The following is an 18,179-nucleotide window of genomic DNA, read 5'->3' as shown; positions in this document are numbered from 1 at the left end:
GTCGTTATGGCTACAAAAACCCCAGCAGAGTTGATCGCCGCCTTTCAAATCGGCTACACGTTCAGCGGTTCTTCCATCGCTCTCGGTGCAGCGATCGTGGACGGAGAAATCACCCCCGAGGCGCAGATTTGTCTCCCATTAGCCATGATGAACAGGCACGGACTGGTAGCAGGCGCCACAGGAACGGGTAAAACCGTCACCTTGCACATGATTGCCGAACAACTCTCCACCGCTGGGGTCCCCGTTTTCATGGCCGACATCAAGGGCGATCTCACCGGCTTGGCCACAGCGGCTGAAGGCAACGAAAAGCTGACAGCCCGCACCCAAACACTTGGCCAGCAATGGCAAGCTCAGGCCTTCCCGGTAGAATTCCTGGCACTTGGTGGCAACGGCAACGGCGTCCCGGTACGTGCAACTATCACCTCGTTTGGCCCCATCCTGCTTGCCCGTGTGCTTGAGCTCAATGAAACACAAGAGTCCAGTTTGCAACTTGTTTTCCACTACGCGGACATCAAAGAGCTTGAGCTATACGATCTGAAAGACCTACGCGCAGTCATTACCTTCCTAACCTCGGATGAGGGCAAACCGGAACTGCATGACCTCGGAGGACTATCCAAGGCCACAGCGGGAGTGATCCTGCGCAAACTGATCACCCTTGAGGCCCAGGGCATGGAAGAGTTCTTCGGAATGCCTGAATTCGACACGGCAGAACTGTTGCGCAAAGCTCCGGATGGGCGCGGGGTCATTACCGCACTGGAGCTCCCCAGCATCCAGGACAAGCCCCTGCTGTTCTCCACTTTTCTGATGTGGCTCCTGGCGGACTTGTTCCGTGATCTGCCCGAGGTGGGCGATCTAGACAAGCCCAAACTCGTGTTCTTCTTTGACGAGGCGCACTTGCTGTTCAACGGTGCGAGCAAAGCATTTTTAAACGCCATCACCCAAACGGTCCGGCTGATCCGCTCCAAGGGTGTGGGGATCTTCTTTGTCACCCAAACGCCTAAAGACGTGCCATCAGATGTCCTGGCACAGCTAGCCAACCGGATCCAGCATGCCTTGCGCGCCTTCACTCCCGAGGACGCCAAAGCACTCAAGGCCACAGTCTCAACTTTCCCTATAAATGACTACGACCTGGCCGAGGTGCTCACCAACGCTGGAATCGGTGAGGCAGTTGTCACTGTCATGAATGAAAATGGCGCGCCCACACCTGTTGCTCTGACACGTTTGCGGGCCCCCGGGTCGGTGATGGGAGCCTGCTCAGCGGAAACACTCAAGGCCGTCATTGCGGCGTCCGCGCTTTTACCCACCTATGGAACCGCCGTCGACCCCATTTCTGCGTACGAGAAACTACAGGCAGCTCCTGCAGCCGAGCCCGCACCGAAGACTGGCCCGGCGGCGGGTTCGCCACTTCCGCCACCACCTCCGGTGTCTCTTCCTGCGCCAAACAACGACGGCGGGATGGCCTCAGATGTCATGGACGTCTTGGGTGGGGCGCTGGGTGGTGGACTTAAAAGTATGGTCCGTTCCATGGGAAGCTCACTTGGCCGAAATCTGATGCGAGACATGTTTGGGACTGCTCCACGAAGGCGTCGTCGTTAGCGTACAACGAGGGGTAGATGACGCGCTGAGCACCGAGAAGGAACCCCAGATTCAAGAGCCAGCACCTGAACCCGGTACAGTTGACGGGGTGAAGAACGGTACCCAGCTCGTCAAAATCGCAGCAACGTGGCTGCTCATATTTATGCTTGCAGTCGCCGCTTCAATCGTGACCATTGCAGTTGTCAACACCAACGACTTTGGTCCCGAAAAGTCCGTTGCCAATTATTTGTCGGCGCTTAAAGAAGGTGATGGGGCCAAGGCTCTTGGTCTTCTGAACGCCAAAGTACCCGCAGCGAATGCCGCAGTCCTGGACGGGGAAGCGCTGGCGTCCTCCCAAGAAGCAATGACGGACCTGATGATTGCTGACGCCGTGGATGGCCCTGACGAGAGCAAAATTGTGAGCGTCAGTTACACACTCAACAAAAAAGCTATGAGCACCGATTTCAAACTTACGCAGGGTCCCCAGCAATGGCTTTTCTTTAACAGCTGGGTCATGGTGCCGCGAACTCTGCCGGTAATAAACGCCTCAGTTGTCAACGCCAATCAAGCAATAATCAACGGCGTAGACGTCAATATGCCGGAGGGCAAAAACTCTTTCGCCGTGCTCTACCCCGGTAGCTATGAACTTGAATACCGTTCCCCCCTCTTCGCAGCGCCTCCCGTTACACGCACTGTAAGCGCTCCGGGCGAGGCCATTCCTGCGGTAGGGCTCGCAACCGGGCCCACAAGTGACCTTTTGGCGCAGGTAGGCGGTGCCATCGGTAAATATCTTGACACCTGTGCCGAGCAAGCAGTCTTGCTACCCACCGGATGCCCCATGAGTGCAGGCACAAACAACCGGGTACTCTCCCCTGTGGAATGGTCCATCGTTGAGTATCCGGCCATCACAATCACGCCCTACGGCGGCCAGTGGATCATCCCACCGCTCAGCGTAAAAGCTCAGGTCCAGTATCAAGAACAGGACCTGTTCACCGGTCTCGTCTCCGAGGTCAAAGAGGTAGAAGACTTTGGTTTCACGGCCAAGCTGTCAATCACGGGGACCGACGTTTCAGTTACCCCCGTTGTCAGCTACTAAGACTGACCACTCATTCGGCACCTGGATCCCGCCGCTAGATCCCACGCAGGTCCAGTGCCAGCTCGCTCGCCCCGTCAGCACTCATCAGAACTGGGATACCCCAATCTTGTTGGTAGAGGTGGCACGCTGCATGATCCGGGATCTCCCCGTTGGCATCTTCGCCACCGTCACATGCCGCTGCACGCGCAGTGAAATGCAGGACACCTTCAGGCACGTCCGCTGATAGCACTAGGGTCCTGGAGAGACCCACCGACGTCCCCTCCCCCTCAAGCAGCAGTTCCGGCGGTGTCGAAGAGACCTTCAGCTGGGTGGGATCCCCCCACCGATCATCAAGTTTCTGCCCGGTCGGTGCGGAGAAATTGATTGTCAGGGCAAGTTCACCCGGGGCAATCCCAGTTTTGGGCCGCTGCGTCTGGGCAGCACCCTCATCCACCTGCAGAGCATTCTTTGGCAAAGGGAGCCTGACAAGCTGGTGTTTATTGGCTTCAACCACAATGAGCAGCGGTATCTCACCAGATTCATCAAGCAAAACATCACTGGGTTCAGCCAAGCCACGGGCCAAGGTGCTAACAGTCTTAGTAGCCGGGTCATAACGGCGGACAGCACCGTTATAGGTGTCCGCCACAGCTACTGAACCATCCGGCAGAACCGCAACGCCCAAAGGGTGCTGCAGGCGGGCCGCCGCGGCCTCGCCGTCCCGGAAGCCGAAGTCAAAAAGACCCTCGCCGATGACCGTCTCAACCAGCACGCCGCCGTCGTCCGTAAATTTCAGCACGCGCAGTGCAGAGGTTTCCGAATCCGCAACCCAGATGTTGCCTTGTGCGTCCTCAGTCAGGCCGGATGGTTGCGCAAACCAGGCCTGCTCCGCCGCGCCGTCGAGCAACCCTTCCAAACCGTTCCCAGCCACCACAGTGAGTGCACCGCTTGCCGGATCAAAATCGAAGATCTGGTGCGTGCCGGCCATGGCGATGACAATTGTTTTCAGCGTCGAGGAGTAAGCAACATCCCATGGTGATGACAGCGCCACGTCAAGGGGTGCTGTGCCAAGGTGGGTATCGCTGATGGTTGCACCATCTGCTGCGACTCTGGCAGGTCCAGCGTCAAGGAGCCGCTGGACCCCGTTTCCGGCCAGCGTACGCACCTCTCCCGTCGCCAGTGATACCCCGCGCAGACGGTGGTTCACCGAATCGGCAACCACGACGTCGTAGCCCACTGCTGCTGCCACCTCACCCGGGAGCAGGGCAAGACCCTGAGGCTCGTTGAATTCTGCCTCTTGGGCCGATCCGTCCACGAAGCCCCGCTGGCCAGAGCCAATAGTACGAACCACTGTTGTCAGGTCAGGACCGGTCTCGACCAGTCGGTGATGACCTGTGTCGGAAACCAGAAAGTTCCCATCCGCCAGAGGCAGGACCTTGCCGGGGAAACGCAGGTCGCGAGAGACTGGCTCTGGTGCAACATAGGGACCGTCACCTCGGTGGAGCGTGCCCTTAGCCTCGTGTTCGGCAATGAGTTCAGGAATAAATGAAGCCAGCCCGGCAGCATGCCCCTCGCCCGAGAGGTGCGCAACAATATAGCCCTCCGGGTCAACGACAACGAGCGTTGGCCACGCTCGGGCCGCGTATGCCTGCCATGTCACTAGTTCAGGATCATCGAGCACTGGATGTTGGATATCGTAGCGCTCCACCGCAGAAGCCAACGCTACGGGGTCCGCTTCATGCTCAAATTTTGGCGAATGCACCCCCACGGTGACAAGGACGTCCTTGTATTGCTCTTCTAGTGGGCGCAGTTCGTCAAGGACGTGCAAGCAGTTGATACAGCAAAATGTCCAAAAATCCAGGATGACAATCTTGCCGCGCAACATTTCCAAGTTCAGCTCTGCACCGCCGGTATTCAACCAGCCGCGACCTTCAAGTTCCGAAGCCCTGATGCGGACGGGGCTGGTTTTCATTGCGGAATCCACTAGTACGTTTCTCCTTGCCTACCGGCCGGGGACCCCGGCTCACTTTCTCATGCTGCTATTGAACCTTGTGTTGCTGGCGTGTTTGCCTACTGGGACCTGCTGTTGTCCTTCGCACTGGCCTCTGGCTTTGTCTCGCTGCTCTTATGCTGCAGCCGATGAGGCATAGCCGGACCCCGGTGTGAGCTGTCCGTGACGGCGTCACGAGCGGCAAGTTGGGCAAACATGTCATTGTAAGCGCCCAGCTCGGCGTCCTTATTCCTGTCAGCGGCCCGATCCTTGCGTTTAGTTTCACGCGCATCGGATTTGGACCACATATAGGCAACCCCCAACGCGATCAGCAAAGTGGGAAATTCCCCCACACCCCAGGCAATTCCACCGGCTGTCTGTTGGTCGATCAGTGCCGCATCACCCCAGGGCCTGCCCATGCTGCCGAAGTATTCACCCGAGAGCAGTGCGGTGGCCATCATCAAAGACACACCAAAGAAAGCATGGAAAGCCATGGTGGCCAGCAGGAGCACCAGTCGCAGTGGGTAGGGCGCACGGAACGGCAAGGGGTCGGCGCCAATCATGCTCTGCACAAAGATGTAACCAGTGAGCGTGAAGTGAATGATCATTAACTCGTGGCCCACGTGATAACGCATAGCTAGATTGAATGCGGGCGAGTAGTAGAACAAAATCAGGCTGCCGGAGAAGTTCGCCGCAGCAAACAACGGGTGCGTGATGAGTTTGGAATATTTGGAATGCACAAGGACAAGAATCCACTCGCGCAGACCACGGGAACCATCGCGCCGGGGCACCAGGGCCTGCAAAGCCAGAGAGATCGGTGAGCCCAACGCCAAAAATAGCGGGGCCACCACCATCAACGCCATGTGCTCAACCATGTGCGCACTGAAAAGTACAGCACCGTAAACTGCCGGTCCACCTGAGGTGATATAAACCAGGGACAGGAGCCCAACAAACCAAGAGATGCTGCGCAGCACAGACCATTTATTGCCCCGCTTGTAAAGCTTCACCATCCCAATGATGTATGCCGCTCCAGCCAACACGGCAAAGGCCACCCACAGCCAGTCCATGCGCCATTCGCTAAACCAACGGGAAAATTCAAGTTCTGGTGGCAGCGGATACCCGGTAAGGATCTGGGCAGGTGTGAGAGCTTCTTGCGCGAGTTCTCGTGACTGAGGCGGTGCCGAGCGGCTCAGCCCCACGGCCAGCCCGCTAACAATGCCCATAATCAGCAGTTCCACGAAGATCAGCTGCCACAGCAACCGCCGTGTGTTTGCCGTGCCGTTGTTGCGTTCGCCACCGGCCAGTCGAGGAATAACCCATTCACGGTGCATCCAGCCAATAACACCAAGGACAATGGTGGCAGCCGATTTTGCCAAAATCAGCTGACCGTAGGAGGAGTAAAAGAGGTCATGCCAATTGGTGATGCGGATGGCCGCGTTGATGACCCCGGACCCTGCCACGGCAACAAAGGCAAAGATCGCCAGGGCGGAAAAGCGTTTGAGTGTCTGGGCTGTGATTTCACCCAACACTCCGGAGACAACCACCAAGACAATGATGCCGCCCACCCACAGCGAGGCACCGGTGATGTGTAGGAAGAGCGAGTTTACCGCACCCTTGTGGTCGGCACTGGAAGCCGAGTGACCAATCAAGGCCTGCGGAACGAACGAGAGAATGGCTAGCACAAGGGGTACGGCCAACGCGCTGATGTTGCGCAGACCAATCACCATGGTGGTGACAACTGCCGCCGCAATAGTGATCAGCAACCACGCCTGCCCCACGGGCAGCTCAGTCATGAAGAACACCAGCATATTGGTGTATTCATTGGATCCAGATAGCGCGAGTCCGGAAATACTTGAATATGTCAGCACGAGAACTGCAATAGAGGACACTGTCCATACGCCACCGGCAACCATGGCCAGCGTCATTACGCGCGTGAAGGCGGGGTGTTCCGGCACTTGCGTCCGTTTTGCAGAATCCTCTTTGATCCTGCCCGTATGCGGGCGGTGAGCGTGGAGGTCTTTGGGCAAGATCACCACTGCGAAGATCAGCGCACCAATGACAGCTGAAAGAGACAAATCGTGAATGGTGGTGGCAATGGGAAGCCCCCACCGGGTAAACGCGCCAGGGTCGGCAAGTTGGGCTACAGCCGCTGCACCGGTCCACATCAGGGACGCAACAACCGCGGCCATCGCGAACGCCAATCCGAGCCACCACCAACGGCTACGAATACCGTCAGCGAAGGTGCCCCCGCGTGAAGCGGGTGCAGGGCGGATTGACGTGGCTTGAGCAGAATCTACGGGGGGCACACTCCCATTCTCCTGCAACTGGGGAACATAGTGCGAATCAGGCAGTTCTCAGGAAGTGGGGCGTGCACCTTTTGCAAGCCTGGGGGTGGATAATACTTCTCGCCCCTGGTGGGCATGGTGCGAAAAGTATTATCCACCCCCGAGCCTAACTAGGTGAGGGTTAAATAGGTGAGGGCGGCCAGCAAATGCCGGCCGCCCTCACCTATTGCAGTGAAGAAATTACTTCTTGACAGCAGCCTTCAGCTTGGAGCCAGCGGACAGCTTGACGCTGTGGCCTGCCGCAATCTGGATGGTCTCGCCGGTCTGCGGGTTGCGGCCTGTGCGAGCTGCACGGTCTGTGCGCTCGATCGAGAGCCAGCCCGGGATGGTGATCTTTTCGCCGGCTGCAACGGAGCTCTCGAATACTGAGAAGAGTGCATCCAGTACGCCGTTTACTGCTGTCTGGCTGGTCTCAGCCTTTGCTGCAACTTCAGCAACCAGTTCGCTACGATTCTTAGCCATGTTTGTCCTCCTGGACGTAAAGTAAATCCAATTCCACGCGGTTGCGTGTCAACCACTGCTAGCGAACTTACCAGTTATTCCGCGGGATTCCGGTAAATTTCGGTATTTTGCGGCGTTTTCTGGGTCAATTTCCCCGGAATCTAGGCATATTTCGCTCTCAGCCAACTACTCTGTCCGTGATTTGTCCCCGCTTAGGGGCCTATGGTGCAACCCTCACGGCTGTGAACGTGGTGGCGGAGGGGTGATCAGTAAAAGTGAGAAGGGCAGCAAAAAGGGCGGTGACCCGAAGGTCACCGCCCTAATTAGAACTGGGTATTACCAGCTGGACTTCTTGATGCCGGGCAGTTCGCCAGCGTGCGCCATCTTGCGGAAGCGTACACGGGAGATGCCGAACTTCTGGAGCGTTCCACGGGGACGGCCGTCAATGGCGTCGCGGTTACGAACACGTACCGGCGATGCATTGCGCGGGAGCTTCTGCAGACCCAGGCGGGCCGCTTCGCGCTCTTCGTCGGTGGAGGTCGGGCTAACGAGGGCCTTCTTCAGGGCGAGACGCTTCTCGGCGTAACGCTCTACGATGACCTTGCGCTGCTCGTTCTTCGCGATCATGGACTTCTTAGCCATAGTCTTAGCGCTCCTCTCGGAATTCAACGTGCTGACGGATCTTGGGATCATACTTTTTCAGAACCAAACGGTCCGGAGTGTTACGACGGTTCTTGCGGGTTACGTAAGTAAACCCGGTGCCCGCAGTGCTCTTCAGCTTGATGATCGGACGTACGTCCTTGTCTTTTGCCACTAGAGCTTCACCCCACGAGCGAGAATTTCTGCGACGACGGCGTCAATACCGCGCACGTCGATGGTCTTGATGCCCTTGACGGACAGCTGCAACGTAACGTTGCGGCGCAAGGACGGTACCCAGTAGCGCTTCTTCTGGATATTCGGATCGAACCGACGCTTGTTGCGGCGGTGCGAGTGCGAAATGCTATGTCCAAAGCCCGGCTCGGCTCCGGTCACCTGGCAGTGTGCTGCCATGATCACTCCTAAAAAATGAATGGAAACGGTTCACTGGTGTAAACCGTGCGAAGAGGCAGCGTCCGCCCTTGGACAGCATGATTCCCCACCGTCATTTCCATGATGAGAGGGAACTCGGCTGTCCGGAGAATACCCGAATGCACGCAACTTGAGCCCCTAACTACCGGCCAACGGGAGGATAATCACCGCAAACCGGAGCAATTGCACACGCTCCGCGCTACCTAGCGCTAACCCAGTCTAGTTGCAAACGGGGTAATTGTACTAATTGACATATCACGCCTTTGAGCGAACAAGGCTCAACAGCAGCCCCGGCACGGTCACAACTTTTACGCGGAGCCTTATACAGGCCTTTATATGAGCCTTATCGTAGGCCCGGTAGTTAGCCCAGCGGCGTACGCAACGCGGGCCAGCGCGCGCTGAGATTGTCCCCCGAGGACACACCACGGAGGCGGCGCCCCACCCACGGCCCAACATATTCCCTAGTCCACGCGGCATTGTCTTTAATCGACTCAGCGGTAGTTTTGACAGGCATTGGCGGCAGATCCGGCATCGGTACGCGTACAGTCTCGCCGAGCTGCCCCAGCACCCTGTTCGCCATATTAATGTGGCCGGGGGTGGACATGTGAGTACGGTCAATACCCCATAGGCGCCAGTCGCAGTACTCTCGGAAGCGCCAGTAGTCAACGAGTTCGGCACCGTGGTCCTCGGCTACTTCGCGGACAAGCTCGTTGTAGACGGCTGTGCGGCCACGGATGCTTGCAAAAACTTTGGAGGAACTGGCGTCGTAGCCGGTAAAGATCAGTACCCGCGCGCCGGTAGCTGTCAGCTTGGCAATTCCGTCCGCGTAGTTGGCGATCATGGCATCGATGTCTACTCTGGGCCGCAGGATGTCATTGATGCCGGAGTAGATGGTGACAAGAGTGGGCGCCATGGCCACCGCACCATCAATTTGTTCCGCCAGGATCTGCTTCATTTTTTTACCGCGAATGGCGAGGTTGGCGTACCCCACCGTTTCTTCTGGATGAGCTAGCACAAGCTGCCCGGCCACCCTGTCCGCCCAGCCTCGCACCTGATTGGGAAGCTGAGGGTCCGTGTCACCAAGACCTTCGGTAAATGAATCACCCAAGGCTACGTACCGTAGTGAAAATTCCATGCCTGCTCCTTGCCGCCGGCAGCCCCCGGACAAATATCTGCTCGACTCGTGAGGTCTTTAGTTCCTAGTCTAGGTGCTGCCAGCGCGAACAGTTGTGACTACCTTGCCGGTTCCAGCGCACTCTGGGAGCGCTCCGCTTCTCTGGCAGCGATGAGATCGGCATAGGCACCTCCGGCGTCGCGCAGAATTGCAGGCTCCCCCACTTCGACGACCGATCCGCCTGAAAGCACGGCCAGCTGGTCGGCATCTTCCACAGTAGAAAGTCTGTGGGCGATGGTCAGCGTGGTGCGGCCCACCGCCAAATGATCCAATGCTAACTGCACGGCAGCTTCCGTGGTGTTATCCAAGGCGGATGTGGCTTCATCAAGAACCAGCACCCGGGGGTTGCGCAGGATAGTCCTGGCAATCGCCAACCGCTGCTGCTCACCGCCTGAGAAACGGTGTCCACGGGCACCAACAAGGGTGTCCAGTGTCTCTGGCAGTGCGGCCACGAGGTCAGCAATCTGGGCTGAAGCTAATGCCTTCCATAAGGTGGCGTCATCGGCTTCGGGCGCCGCTAACTGGAGATTCTCACGGATGCTCGCGTGAACAAGATATGACTCTTGGGACACCACTCCCACAATGCGGGCCAAAACATCCGGGGCAATTTCGCGTACGTCGACTCCATCAATTGTGACTTCGCCCGAGGTGACATCGTGCAGTCGCGGCAGTAATGCTCCCAGCGTTGACTTGCCGGAACCCGTGGGGCCCACCACTGCCGTTGTGGTGCCAGCCGGTAGCGCAAGGTCGATTCCACACAACACTTCAGCGCCGCCGTCGTACGCGAAACGGACGCCTTCAAACCGAACCTCGCCACGCACAAGTTCCGGATCCAGCGGAACGGGTTTTTCGGAGGCGGTGATATCCGGGACAAGATCAATGTACTCAAAGATGCGGCTAAAGAGCGCCATCGCAGTGACCCACTGGACTCCGAGGTTTAGCAGCCCCATGATCGGGCGGAAAATAGTGGCTTGAAGTGCCGTGAACGCCACGATAGTGCCGATGGTCATCGAGCTGGCCGGCAACCCGCCAGCGAAATAAATGATCGCCGGGATGGCAGAGAAAATGATGCTCATAGTTGCCATGCGCCAACGGCCGGCTAACTGCGAGCGCAGTTCCAGACCAATGAGACGTTCGGAGCTCTCTGTGTAGCGTTCGGCGTCGCGGCCGGTGGTGCCGAGCGTTTTGGCCAATCGCACCCCAGAGATGCTTAGGCCTTCTTCCACATAGGTGTTCATGGTGGCCAGCTCGGCCTGCATGGTGGAGGTGATGTCGCGCCGGAGCAGGGCTACCCGGCGCGAGAACCAGATGGCCGGCGGGATGACTATCAGTGAGAGTAGGGCTAACTGCGGGGACAAGACCACCATGGCGATCGCTGTCCCCACCGCGGTTGTCAGATTCGAGGCGACTCCGGTTGCCGTGGATGTAATAACGGACTGCATGCCTGAAATGTCATTATTTAGCCGCGATTGCACTTCGCCGCTGCGGGTTTTTGTGAAGAATGAGAGCGACTGCTTTTGTAGGTGTGTAAATAGTCTTGTTCGCAGTGTGTGCATAATTTTTTGGCCCATGGCCGTGGTCATCCAGGTTTGCACCACCCCGATCAGGGCAGTGGCCGCGGCGACGGCGATCATGGCACCGGCCAGCCATGCCAGTAGCTTGAGATTCTTTTCCGGCAGGGCTGAATCAATGACCCCGCGGACAAGGAACGGCTGGGCCAGCGAGATCAGGCTGGAGGCACTGATCAAGAGTACGACGGCGGCAATACTCGCCTTGTGTGGTGCGAACAAGGCCACAATGCGGCGCATGCTCACCGGGTGGCGCTTGATTTGCGCTTCATCCCCGGGTTTCACGCGGGCGGGCCCGCGTGAATTCAGGCCTGGTGAGCCGGACAGTTCACGGCTGGGCCTTTGTTTTTGGTTGACGTTTCTTTTAGTCAAGGGCGCCACCTCCAGATGGTGTGCGGGGCGCGGGACTCGCACCAACTATTAGCGAGGTTACCTCACTATGTGGTTGGGGGTCAAATTTAGTATGCTGTTTTTATGGCATCCATTGACGACGCGACCGATCTGGGCGAACTCTTTCACGCGGCATTTCGGGGGCTGCGCCGGACGTGGTCCCAACAGCTGGCCCCTTGGGAATTAACCCCGCATCAGTGGCGGGCACTGATGACATTGCAGCGCAATCGTCCAGCGCCGGGTGAGCCCGTCCCGGGTGAACCAGCGCCGGCGCAGCAGGAGCGGGCGCAGCCGGATGTCTCACCGGGCTCTGCCAGCTGCAATGCTGCGAACCGCAATGCTGCGAACTGCAATAGCGGGGCATCCGGTGCGGTCGGTGTGACTCGGCTAAAGGATCTGGCCGAGCGTTTGCGTATTGCGCCACGTTCGGCCACTGAAGTGGTTGACCAACTCGAGGCTAAGGGGCTTCTGTGCAGAGAACCGGACCCCACCGACAGGCGAGCCAAGCTCATCGTGGCCACCGATGCCGGAGCCGAGCTTTATAACAGCATCCGTGCCGAGCGCCGCGACAAGTCCACGGAGTACTTTGCCACCCTCAACGCACACGACCGTGCCGAACTAGCCAGGATTCTCGGGCAGTTACCCCACTAAATACCTGCTTCACTCCTCGCTCAGAAGCCTCTTCATCATAAAACGTGTCATGCCTGTGGAGTCATATCAATGTTAAGCATCCATGGCACACCAAACTTATCGGTGCACATGCCGAAGACGTCTCCCCACGGAGCCGCCTCGAGCGCCATCACAATCTGGCCACCGGTGGAGAGCTTGTCCCAATAATCGCGCAGCTCTACCTCGTCCTGGCCACTGAGGGACACGGCATGGTCAGTGCCCCGGGAAATTTCCATGGAACTGGGTGTGTCTGAACCCATCAGCACCAACGAGTTCTCACTCACCAGCCTTGAATGCATGATCTTGTCCGCGTCGCCCGGGTCCGAAGCCATCGCAAAATCTCCAAACGTGCTTAGCTCCAGCTCACCACCAAAAACACCATGATAGAACTCCATGGCTTCCCGTGCGTTACCGCTAAAATTCAAATACGGGTTCAGTTGTGTTGCCATGGTGTTGCTCCTTGCGGACATTTTACTGAATGGAAAACCTCGTGGGGATGAGTGAAATTATGCCCCGGTTCGCCACCAAAGTCAGTAGTTGGCAGGGAGCTGCCACCAATTATTATGAAAGCGCCTGACCTTTGCGCCAATATCCCATGAACGCCACCGCGTTCCTGTCCATACCCACATCCCGGACCAGGTAGCGGCGCAGCTCTCGGATTGTTGCCGCCTCTCCAGCAATCCAGGCGTATAAGCCATGACCGGTGGCCGTAGCGGGGGTTTCCCACAGGATGGCAGAGTCAATATCCACCTCTTCGGGCTCCTCTCCCACCGCGCACGCTGCCGGCACAACAAGGGATCTCACCTGCGCTGACATCACCTCACCGTGCGGATTTCCCCCACGCGCCAACCACCGAACTTCCACATTGGCCGGCGTCGTAATATCAAGGAAATCGTCAGCCAGTGGCACTTCCAGCACGGCATGGCCGCTGACATGCGGGGGCAGGGTTTCAAGAATGGCGGCAATTGCGGGAACCGCCGTCTCATCCCCAACGAGCAGGACGCGCTGAGACTCCCCGGGCGCAAACTCAATGCCCACACAATCCCCCCAGCGCGCACACGGGCCCACCAACGTCAGCGAGTCCCCCGGTTGTGCAGCGGCGGCCCATTCGGCCGCTGGTCCAGATCCGGCATCCAAATGCAGCACAAAATCGATGTCCAGCTCAGCAGGAACGGCTGGCTTCCCACCCGAAGCCGGAACCTCGGGGCGCAGGGCACGGACCGTGTAAGTGCGCATCACTCCCCGCACCGCCTCATCCAAGGCAAGCCAATTCCGGTACCAGTCATCCTGCAAAGAGCCACGGATGTTGTTCAGCTCAGGCAGCGCGTGGCCCGGTGAGGGGATCATGACCTTGACACGCAAATCCAGGGTCTCACCGGCAGCATTGGAGCCAAAGAGTGCAAGGTCGTCACCAACTAAGGTGATACGGCGGAAGTGCTCGCTCAACCGCTGAACGGCACTGACCCGTAAATCAAATGACCGCATGGGCTTGATAGGGTCCGCAACCAGAGGTTCCTGCATGGAGGTCGCTGCCAGAATTGCCGCACTCATACCTGAACTCCTTCTACGGCGGGAACGCGTCCCACACCGGCATTAGATAATAGGGTTGCCGCTTTATCAGCCAACGCTGCAGCACGGCGCCCTATGGGAACCACCATCGGAGTGCCCACTACAGGGTCCGGGACCACCACCGAGTCCAGTCCGAACACCTTGTACACCAGCTCAGCGTTCAGGATCTCCCCGGGTGGACCTTGGGCCACAATGGCGCCGGATTTCATGGCAATCAGGTGATCGGCATAGCGTGCGGCCAAATTTAAATCATGCAGCACGATCGCTACGGTGATGCCCCGGCGGGCGTTCAGCTCTGACACCACATCCAAAACCTCTACTTGGTGCGCCAAATCCAAATACGTTGTGGGTTCATCAAGCAACAAAACCTTGGTCTCCTGGGCCAGCGCCATGGCTACCCAGACTCGTTGGCGTTGCCCACCGGAAAGCTCATCAATACTCCGGTCGGCTAGCTCCTGTGTGCCGGTGACATTCAGCGCGGCGGCCACGGCATCGTCGTCGGCCGGGGTCCACTGCCGGAACCAGCCCTGGTGCGGACTGCGACCGCGGCCCACAAGATCTGCCACGCTAATGCCGTCCGGCGCGGTGGGACTTTGCGGAAGGATGCCTAACTGGCGGGCTAATTCGCGGGTGGGGACCTTGTGGATGTCCTCCCCGTTGAGGTGTACGACGCCGGCGCTTGGCTTGAGCAGCCTGGCCAGACCGCGCAGCAGGGTGGATTTACCGCAGGCGTTGGCACCAACAATGATGGTGATTTTGCCGGCGGGTAGCTCAACGTTCAGATTTTCTACGATGGAGCGTTCGCCATAGCCCAATGACAGCTCACGGGCGGATAGTTCTGCGGCGGGATTCGATGCGCTTTTGGTCATCTCAGCCTCCTTGATTGGCACGATTGGATGTGATGAGCAGCCAGAGCAGGAACGGCGCACCCAACGCCCCTGTGACCACGCCGACCGGTAGCGATGTTCCGGGAATGGCGTTGACTGCGGCAAAGTTTGCGGCGAGCACAATGCCCGCACCGACCAGGGCTGACAGGGAAAGATTGGCAACTCCGCCGTTGAGCCTCTTTGCAATGGGCCCGGAAAGGAATGCCACGAAGGCAATGGGGCCAGCCGCAGCCGTGGGGAGCGCAGCGAGCAGCACACCCACAACTGTGAGTAGTAGGCGGGCATGCGGGACGTTCAAACCCAACCCGGCAGCCGTGTCATCGCCTAAGGCCAGACCGCGTAGATCGCGTGATCCGATCGCCGTGAAAGGGACAAGTAGTAGTAACGCCACGGCCAGGATCGCCACCCGCTCCCAGTTAGCTGAATTCAATGACCCGGTCAGCCACACCATGATCTCTTGGGCGTTATTAATGTCAGCCCGGGACAGTAAAAACGTGACGACTGCTTGCATGAATGCGGCCGCGCCAATGCCAATGAGAATTAGCCCTGTACCCCCGCGACCGCGCGCCAATGCTGTGATGAGTATGGCCACCAGCAACGCTCCCAAAATTGCCGCCACTGAGATACCCGCCCCACGGGCACCGAAAAGAACGATCGCGGCAACGGCCGTGGCACTGGCGCCATAGCTGATGCCGATGACGTCCGGGCTCGCCAGAGGGTTGCGCAGCATCGACTGGAAAATAGTGCCAGCCATTCCGAATGCGGCGCCCGCCAAGAGGCCAAGCAGAGCCTGGGGAAGTTTATTTTCCATGACGATGAAGCTGGCGCCGGGGATAGTCTCACCCCCAAGCATGGCAAAGAAATCGGCGATGGTGACGGTGTAACTGCCCAGTAGGACGTTCACGGCCAGTAGTCCCAGGACCACTAGGCTCATGATGCTCAGCAGAATAGTACGACGGCGGCGCGGAGCCCTGCGCTGTTCGCGCACCCCTGCACCACTTGCCATAGCTACCCCACTTGCCGGAGCCGCTTCACGCAACAGGCGTCCATCGGCTTTTTCCATAATGCTCACAGCTCCGCCTGCTTTCCGCGGCGTACCACTGCGATGAAGACCGGGGCACCGAACAACGCCGCCAAAATACCTGCCGGCACTTCACTGGGGAGCAGGACCACTCGGCCCACCACATCGGCCAGGAGCAAAATTGCTGGAGCAGCTATAAGAGACAGTGGTAACAGCCACCGGTAATCGGGGCCCACCAGGCCGCGAAGCAAGTGCGGGACAACAAGGCCGATAAAAGCAATGGGACCTGCGAGCGCTGTGGCGGAACCGCACAACAGCACAATCCCTAGTGCTGAAACCGCACGTCCAAGTCCGGGATGCTGACCCAAGCCGCGGGCCATGTCATCCCCCAGCGCCAAGGTGTTCAGGAGTTTGCCGGTGCAGAGCAAAATAAGGACACCCAGCACAACAAATGGCAGGACTGACACTATGGATTCCCACGATTTTCCTGCGAGCGCACCTACCTGCCAGCTGCGGAAAAGCTCTAAGGAATTCTGACTCGTGACGAGCATGGCGCTCATGAGCGAACCCATACCGGCCGCCATGGCAGCCCCAGCCAGGGCCAACTTCACAGGGGTTGCCCCGCTTCGGCCCAGACTTGCCACCAGATAAACCACCACGGCGGCAACAGCACTGCCGATGAAAGCAAACCACAAGTAGCTGGAGACGTTTGTGGCACCAAAGAAGAAAATACCGGCCACAACAGCAAGTGCGGCACCCGCGTTCACACCCAGAATTCCCGGATCTGCCAACGGATTTCGGGCCACGCCCTGCATGGATGTTCCAGCCAAGCCAAGCGAGAGTCCAACAATCAAGGCAGTTGCTGTACGCACCAGACGCGCAGAAACAACAGCGTGATCACCGTTGGCCGGATCAAAATTCACGAGGGCATCCACCACTGCAGGCAAGGGGATGCTGCGCGCACCAACAGCTAAAGACAGCAGCACCATCAGGGCCAGGGCCGCCGTGAGGGCTAGCAGCCACACCAGGCGGCGGCGATTACTGACCCTTTTGCGTCCAGCCTTCTTGCGCGCAGGCCCTCTCTCCGCAGGCACGGTGTCTGCGTCTGCGTCGGCAGGGTGGGCCAGGAGCGAACCCGGTTCCACGCATTGGCGTTCCTTTGTTGGCGTGCTTGTCACGAGCGGATCCTTAGACCTTGTCCGCTGCCTCTGCCAGCTGCGGCAGGAAGGTATCCAAAGCCCAAGGCAGGCTCAGGGGTGATGATGCCGAAATGGCCAAGGTTAACATTTCATCGGTATCGGCAACGAAGGCGCCCGACTTGATGGCCGGGATCTGGCCCAGCAGGGGATCCTTGGCGATGGCTTCCTTTGTCTGGTTATCGGGGACCCAACTGATAAACACATCAGAATCAAGTTCGTTTGCCTTCTCAGCAGACCAGAGCAGGAAGAAATCCTTGACACCTTTCTCCGCTTTCACCACCACAGGGGCCAGTACCATTCCGATGCTGCTGAGGAACTTGGGTCGGTTGTCGCCTGAGAGGTAGACGTTAACGCCCTCACCCTTGCCTGGCTGGAGGTTGCCGTAGATAAAGGTCTTCCCGGCGATCTGCGGGTATTTTTTCGCCTGATCTGTGATGGTTTTTTCAGTGGTGGCTATGAGATCTCTCGCGGCCGCGGACTTGCCTAGTGCCGCACCAATCATGGTGGTGGAATCTTGCCAGGACGTGCCATAGGCGGTTTCCGGGAACGCAATGACTGGGGCAATCTTGCTCAGTTTGTCATAGTCTTCCTGGCTCAGGCCCGAGTAGGCAGCCAGGATGAGATCAGGAGTGGTTTTGGCGATCTCCGTGAAGTTGATGCCATCATCCTCGGAATACTGGGCGGGAGCCTTCTCGCTACCAATGGCTGCACCGGCCTTCTCCAACGCGGCGTCCTTCCAGGCGGTGGAGAACTTCTCATTTCCGCCATATTCATTCCTGGGCATCCCCACCGGCACCACACCGAGAGCGATCGCAATATCATCATTGGCCCAAGAAACTGTTGCCACGCGCTGGGGAACGGACTTGATGACGGTTTCGCCATAAATATGTTTGACAGTGACGGGGAAGGCGTCAACTGATGCTTGCGCCTTCTGCGAGTCGGATTCGCCGACTGCGCCGGTGGAGCAGCCAGCTAGGCCCATTCCTAATGCCGCAACTGATGTGAGCAAGCCTATTTTCAGACCTTGGCGACGCGAAAAATCCACTACATGTCCTATCGGTGATCCCAACACTAACCTTGCCTATTTAGGCAAGCCTTAGCTACATTACGGCATTGGGTTCCATTAAGAAACATTTTGCTGCCCTAATCCGGGAATGGAAATCTCACATCACCTTCAAGGTCCCCAGGCGTCCACTGGATGGGTACGGGCC

Annotated in this window: 17 protein-coding genes; 3 read left to right on the top strand and 14 right to left on the bottom strand. The window is 58.2% G+C overall.

The features are described from left to right. The first annotated feature begins 6 nt into the window (after positions 1-6). Entirely contained in the window at positions 7-1,596 is a 1,590-nt protein-coding gene (locus AAFM46_RS00645) for a helicase HerA-like domain-containing protein (RefSeq protein WP_283531913.1), read from the top strand. Next, complete coding sequence (locus tag AAFM46_RS00640) at positions 1,565-2,671, top strand: hypothetical protein (RefSeq protein ID WP_283531914.1); 1,107 nt, start codon at positions 1,565-1,567, stop codon at positions 2,669-2,671. Before AAFM46_RS00645 ends, AAFM46_RS00640 begins: the two co-directional genes overlap by 32 nt. A gap of 34 nt (positions 2,672-2,705) precedes the next feature. Here the strand turns inward: AAFM46_RS00640 and AAFM46_RS00635 are convergent, their stop codons facing one another. The 8 genes from AAFM46_RS00635 to AAFM46_RS00600 form a co-directional block, all read right to left on the bottom strand. Then, a complete protein-coding gene (locus tag AAFM46_RS00635; RefSeq protein ID WP_343320307.1) occupies positions 2,706-4,619 on the bottom strand; it encodes an NHL domain-containing thioredoxin family protein in 1,914 nt (637 codons plus the stop codon). Between the two features lie 98 nt (positions 4,620-4,717). Next, positions 4,718-6,826, bottom strand: coding sequence for a cytochrome c oxidase assembly protein (locus tag AAFM46_RS00630; RefSeq protein ID WP_283531992.1), 2,109 nt, complete (start codon positions 6,824-6,826; stop codon positions 4,718-4,720). Positions 6,827-7,162: 336 nt separating this feature from the next. After that, the gene (locus tag AAFM46_RS00625; protein ID WP_038465691.1) at positions 7,163-7,444 is read right to left on the bottom strand and encodes an HU family DNA-binding protein; all 282 of its coding nucleotides are present in this window, start codon (positions 7,442-7,444) and stop codon (positions 7,163-7,165) included. A gap of 315 nt (positions 7,445-7,759) precedes the next feature. After that, entirely contained in the window at positions 7,760-8,065 is a 306-nt protein-coding gene (gene rpsN / locus AAFM46_RS00620) for a 30S ribosomal protein S14 (protein ID WP_062285947.1), read from the bottom strand. A 4-nt stretch (positions 8,066-8,069) separates the two neighbouring features. Further along, entirely contained in the window at positions 8,070-8,237 is a 168-nt protein-coding gene (gene rpmG, locus AAFM46_RS00615; RefSeq protein WP_044574616.1) for a 50S ribosomal protein L33, read from the bottom strand. Then, a complete protein-coding gene (gene rpmB, locus AAFM46_RS00610) occupies positions 8,237-8,473 on the bottom strand; it encodes a 50S ribosomal protein L28 (protein ID WP_038465685.1) in 237 nt (78 codons plus the stop codon). The genes rpmG and rpmB overlap by 1 nt, the downstream gene beginning before the upstream one ends. A 379-nt stretch (positions 8,474-8,852) precedes the next feature. Then, a complete protein-coding gene (locus AAFM46_RS00605; RefSeq protein WP_283531916.1) occupies positions 8,853-9,626 on the bottom strand; it encodes an SGNH/GDSL hydrolase family protein in 774 nt (257 codons plus the stop codon). A 98-nt stretch (positions 9,627-9,724) separates the two neighbouring features. Continuing rightward, positions 9,725-11,560 carry an ABC transporter ATP-binding protein gene (locus AAFM46_RS00600; protein WP_283531993.1) on the bottom strand — a complete coding sequence of 612 codons (1,836 nt, stop codon included), beginning with the start codon at positions 11,558-11,560 and terminating at the stop codon, positions 9,725-9,727. 147 nt (positions 11,561-11,707) lie between these two features. Between AAFM46_RS00600 and AAFM46_RS00595 the strand changes: the two genes are divergently transcribed. Further along, on the top strand, positions 11,708-12,274 hold the full coding sequence (locus AAFM46_RS00595) for a MarR family transcriptional regulator (RefSeq protein ID WP_343318938.1): 567 nt from the start codon (positions 11,708-11,710) through the stop codon (positions 12,272-12,274). A gap of 47 nt (positions 12,275-12,321) precedes the next feature. Here the strand turns inward: AAFM46_RS00595 and AAFM46_RS00590 are convergent, their stop codons facing one another. The 6 genes from AAFM46_RS00590 to AAFM46_RS00565 form a co-directional block, all read right to left on the bottom strand. Then, positions 12,322-12,741 (bottom strand): VOC family protein, encoded by a 420-nt coding sequence (locus tag AAFM46_RS00590; RefSeq protein ID WP_343318937.1) that lies wholly within the window; start codon positions 12,739-12,741, stop codon positions 12,322-12,324. Positions 12,742-12,853: 112 nt separating this feature from the next. Next, on the bottom strand, positions 12,854-13,843 hold the full coding sequence (locus AAFM46_RS00585; protein WP_343318936.1) for a siderophore-interacting protein: 990 nt from the start codon (positions 13,841-13,843) through the stop codon (positions 12,854-12,856). Next, positions 13,840-14,730: an ABC transporter ATP-binding protein gene (locus tag AAFM46_RS00580; RefSeq protein WP_283531920.1), complete on the bottom strand. Its 891-nt coding sequence runs from the start codon at positions 14,728-14,730 to the stop codon at positions 13,840-13,842. Before AAFM46_RS00580 ends, AAFM46_RS00585 begins: the two co-directional genes overlap by 4 nt. Before the next feature lies 1 nt (position 14,731). After that, complete coding sequence (locus tag AAFM46_RS00575) at positions 14,732-15,682, bottom strand: iron chelate uptake ABC transporter family permease subunit (RefSeq protein ID WP_343320303.1); 951 nt, start codon at positions 15,680-15,682, stop codon at positions 14,732-14,734. 134 nt (positions 15,683-15,816) lie between these two features. Continuing rightward, positions 15,817-16,758, bottom strand: a complete 942-nt coding sequence (locus tag AAFM46_RS00570; RefSeq protein ID WP_283531996.1) for an iron ABC transporter permease — start codon at positions 16,756-16,758, stop codon at positions 15,817-15,819. Positions 16,759-16,957: 199 nt separating this feature from the next. Beyond that, positions 16,958-17,950, bottom strand: a complete 993-nt coding sequence (locus AAFM46_RS00565) for an ABC transporter substrate-binding protein (protein WP_343320301.1) — start codon at positions 17,948-17,950, stop codon at positions 16,958-16,960. Between the last annotated feature and the right edge of the window lie 229 nt (positions 17,951-18,179).

Origin of the sequence: Arthrobacter sp. TMP15 (assembly GCF_039529835.1) — a bacterium.
In the GTDB taxonomy this organism is placed as follows: Bacteria; Actinomycetota; Actinomycetes; order Actinomycetales; family Micrococcaceae; genus Specibacter.
The sequence above is the reverse complement of the archived record's forward strand: the minus strand, read 5'-3'. Positions and strand labels throughout refer to the sequence as shown.

Excerpts from the sequence above, each read along its gene's own strand:
- AAFM46_RS00645 (WP_283531913.1), top strand. The coding sequence starts at position 7 with ATGGCTACAAAAACCCCAGCAGAGTTGATCGCCGCCTTTCAAATCGGC.
- AAFM46_RS00635 (WP_343320307.1), bottom strand. The coding sequence starts at position 4,619 with ATGAAAACCAGCCCCGTCCGCATCAGGGCTTCGGAACTTGAAGGTCGC.
- AAFM46_RS00630 (WP_283531992.1), bottom strand. The coding sequence starts at position 6,826 with ATGGCCGCGGTTGTTGCGTCCCTGATGTGGACCGGTGCAGCGGCTGTA.
- AAFM46_RS00625 (WP_038465691.1), bottom strand. The coding sequence starts at position 7,444 with ATGGCTAAGAATCGTAGCGAACTGGTTGCTGAAGTTGCAGCAAAGGCT.
- rpsN (WP_062285947.1), bottom strand. The coding sequence starts at position 8,065 with ATGGCTAAGAAGTCCATGATCGCGAAGAACGAGCAGCGCAAGGTCATC.
- rpmB (WP_038465685.1), bottom strand. The coding sequence starts at position 8,473 with ATGGCAGCACACTGCCAGGTGACCGGAGCCGAGCCGGGCTTTGGACAT.
- AAFM46_RS00605 (WP_283531916.1), bottom strand. The coding sequence starts at position 9,626 with ATGGAATTTTCACTACGGTACGTAGCCTTGGGTGATTCATTTACCGAA.
- AAFM46_RS00595 (WP_343318938.1), top strand. The coding sequence starts at position 11,708 with ATGGCATCCATTGACGACGCGACCGATCTGGGCGAACTCTTTCACGCG.
- AAFM46_RS00590 (WP_343318937.1), bottom strand. The coding sequence starts at position 12,741 with ATGGCAACACAACTGAACCCGTATTTGAATTTTAGCGGTAACGCACGG.
- AAFM46_RS00585 (WP_343318936.1), bottom strand. The coding sequence starts at position 13,843 with ATGAGTGCGGCAATTCTGGCAGCGACCTCCATGCAGGAACCTCTGGTT.
- AAFM46_RS00580 (WP_283531920.1), bottom strand. The coding sequence starts at position 14,730 with ATGACCAAAAGCGCATCGAATCCCGCCGCAGAACTATCCGCCCGTGAG.
- AAFM46_RS00575 (WP_343320303.1), bottom strand. The coding sequence starts at position 15,682 with ATGAGCCTAGTGGTCCTGGGACTACTGGCCGTGAACGTCCTACTGGGC.
- AAFM46_RS00570 (WP_283531996.1), bottom strand. The coding sequence starts at position 16,758 with ATGGTGCTGCTGTCTTTAGCTGTTGGTGCGCGCAGCATCCCCTTGCCT.
- AAFM46_RS00565 (WP_343320301.1), bottom strand. The coding sequence starts at position 17,950 with ATGGGCCTAGCTGGCTGCTCCACCGGCGCAGTCGGCGAATCCGACTCG.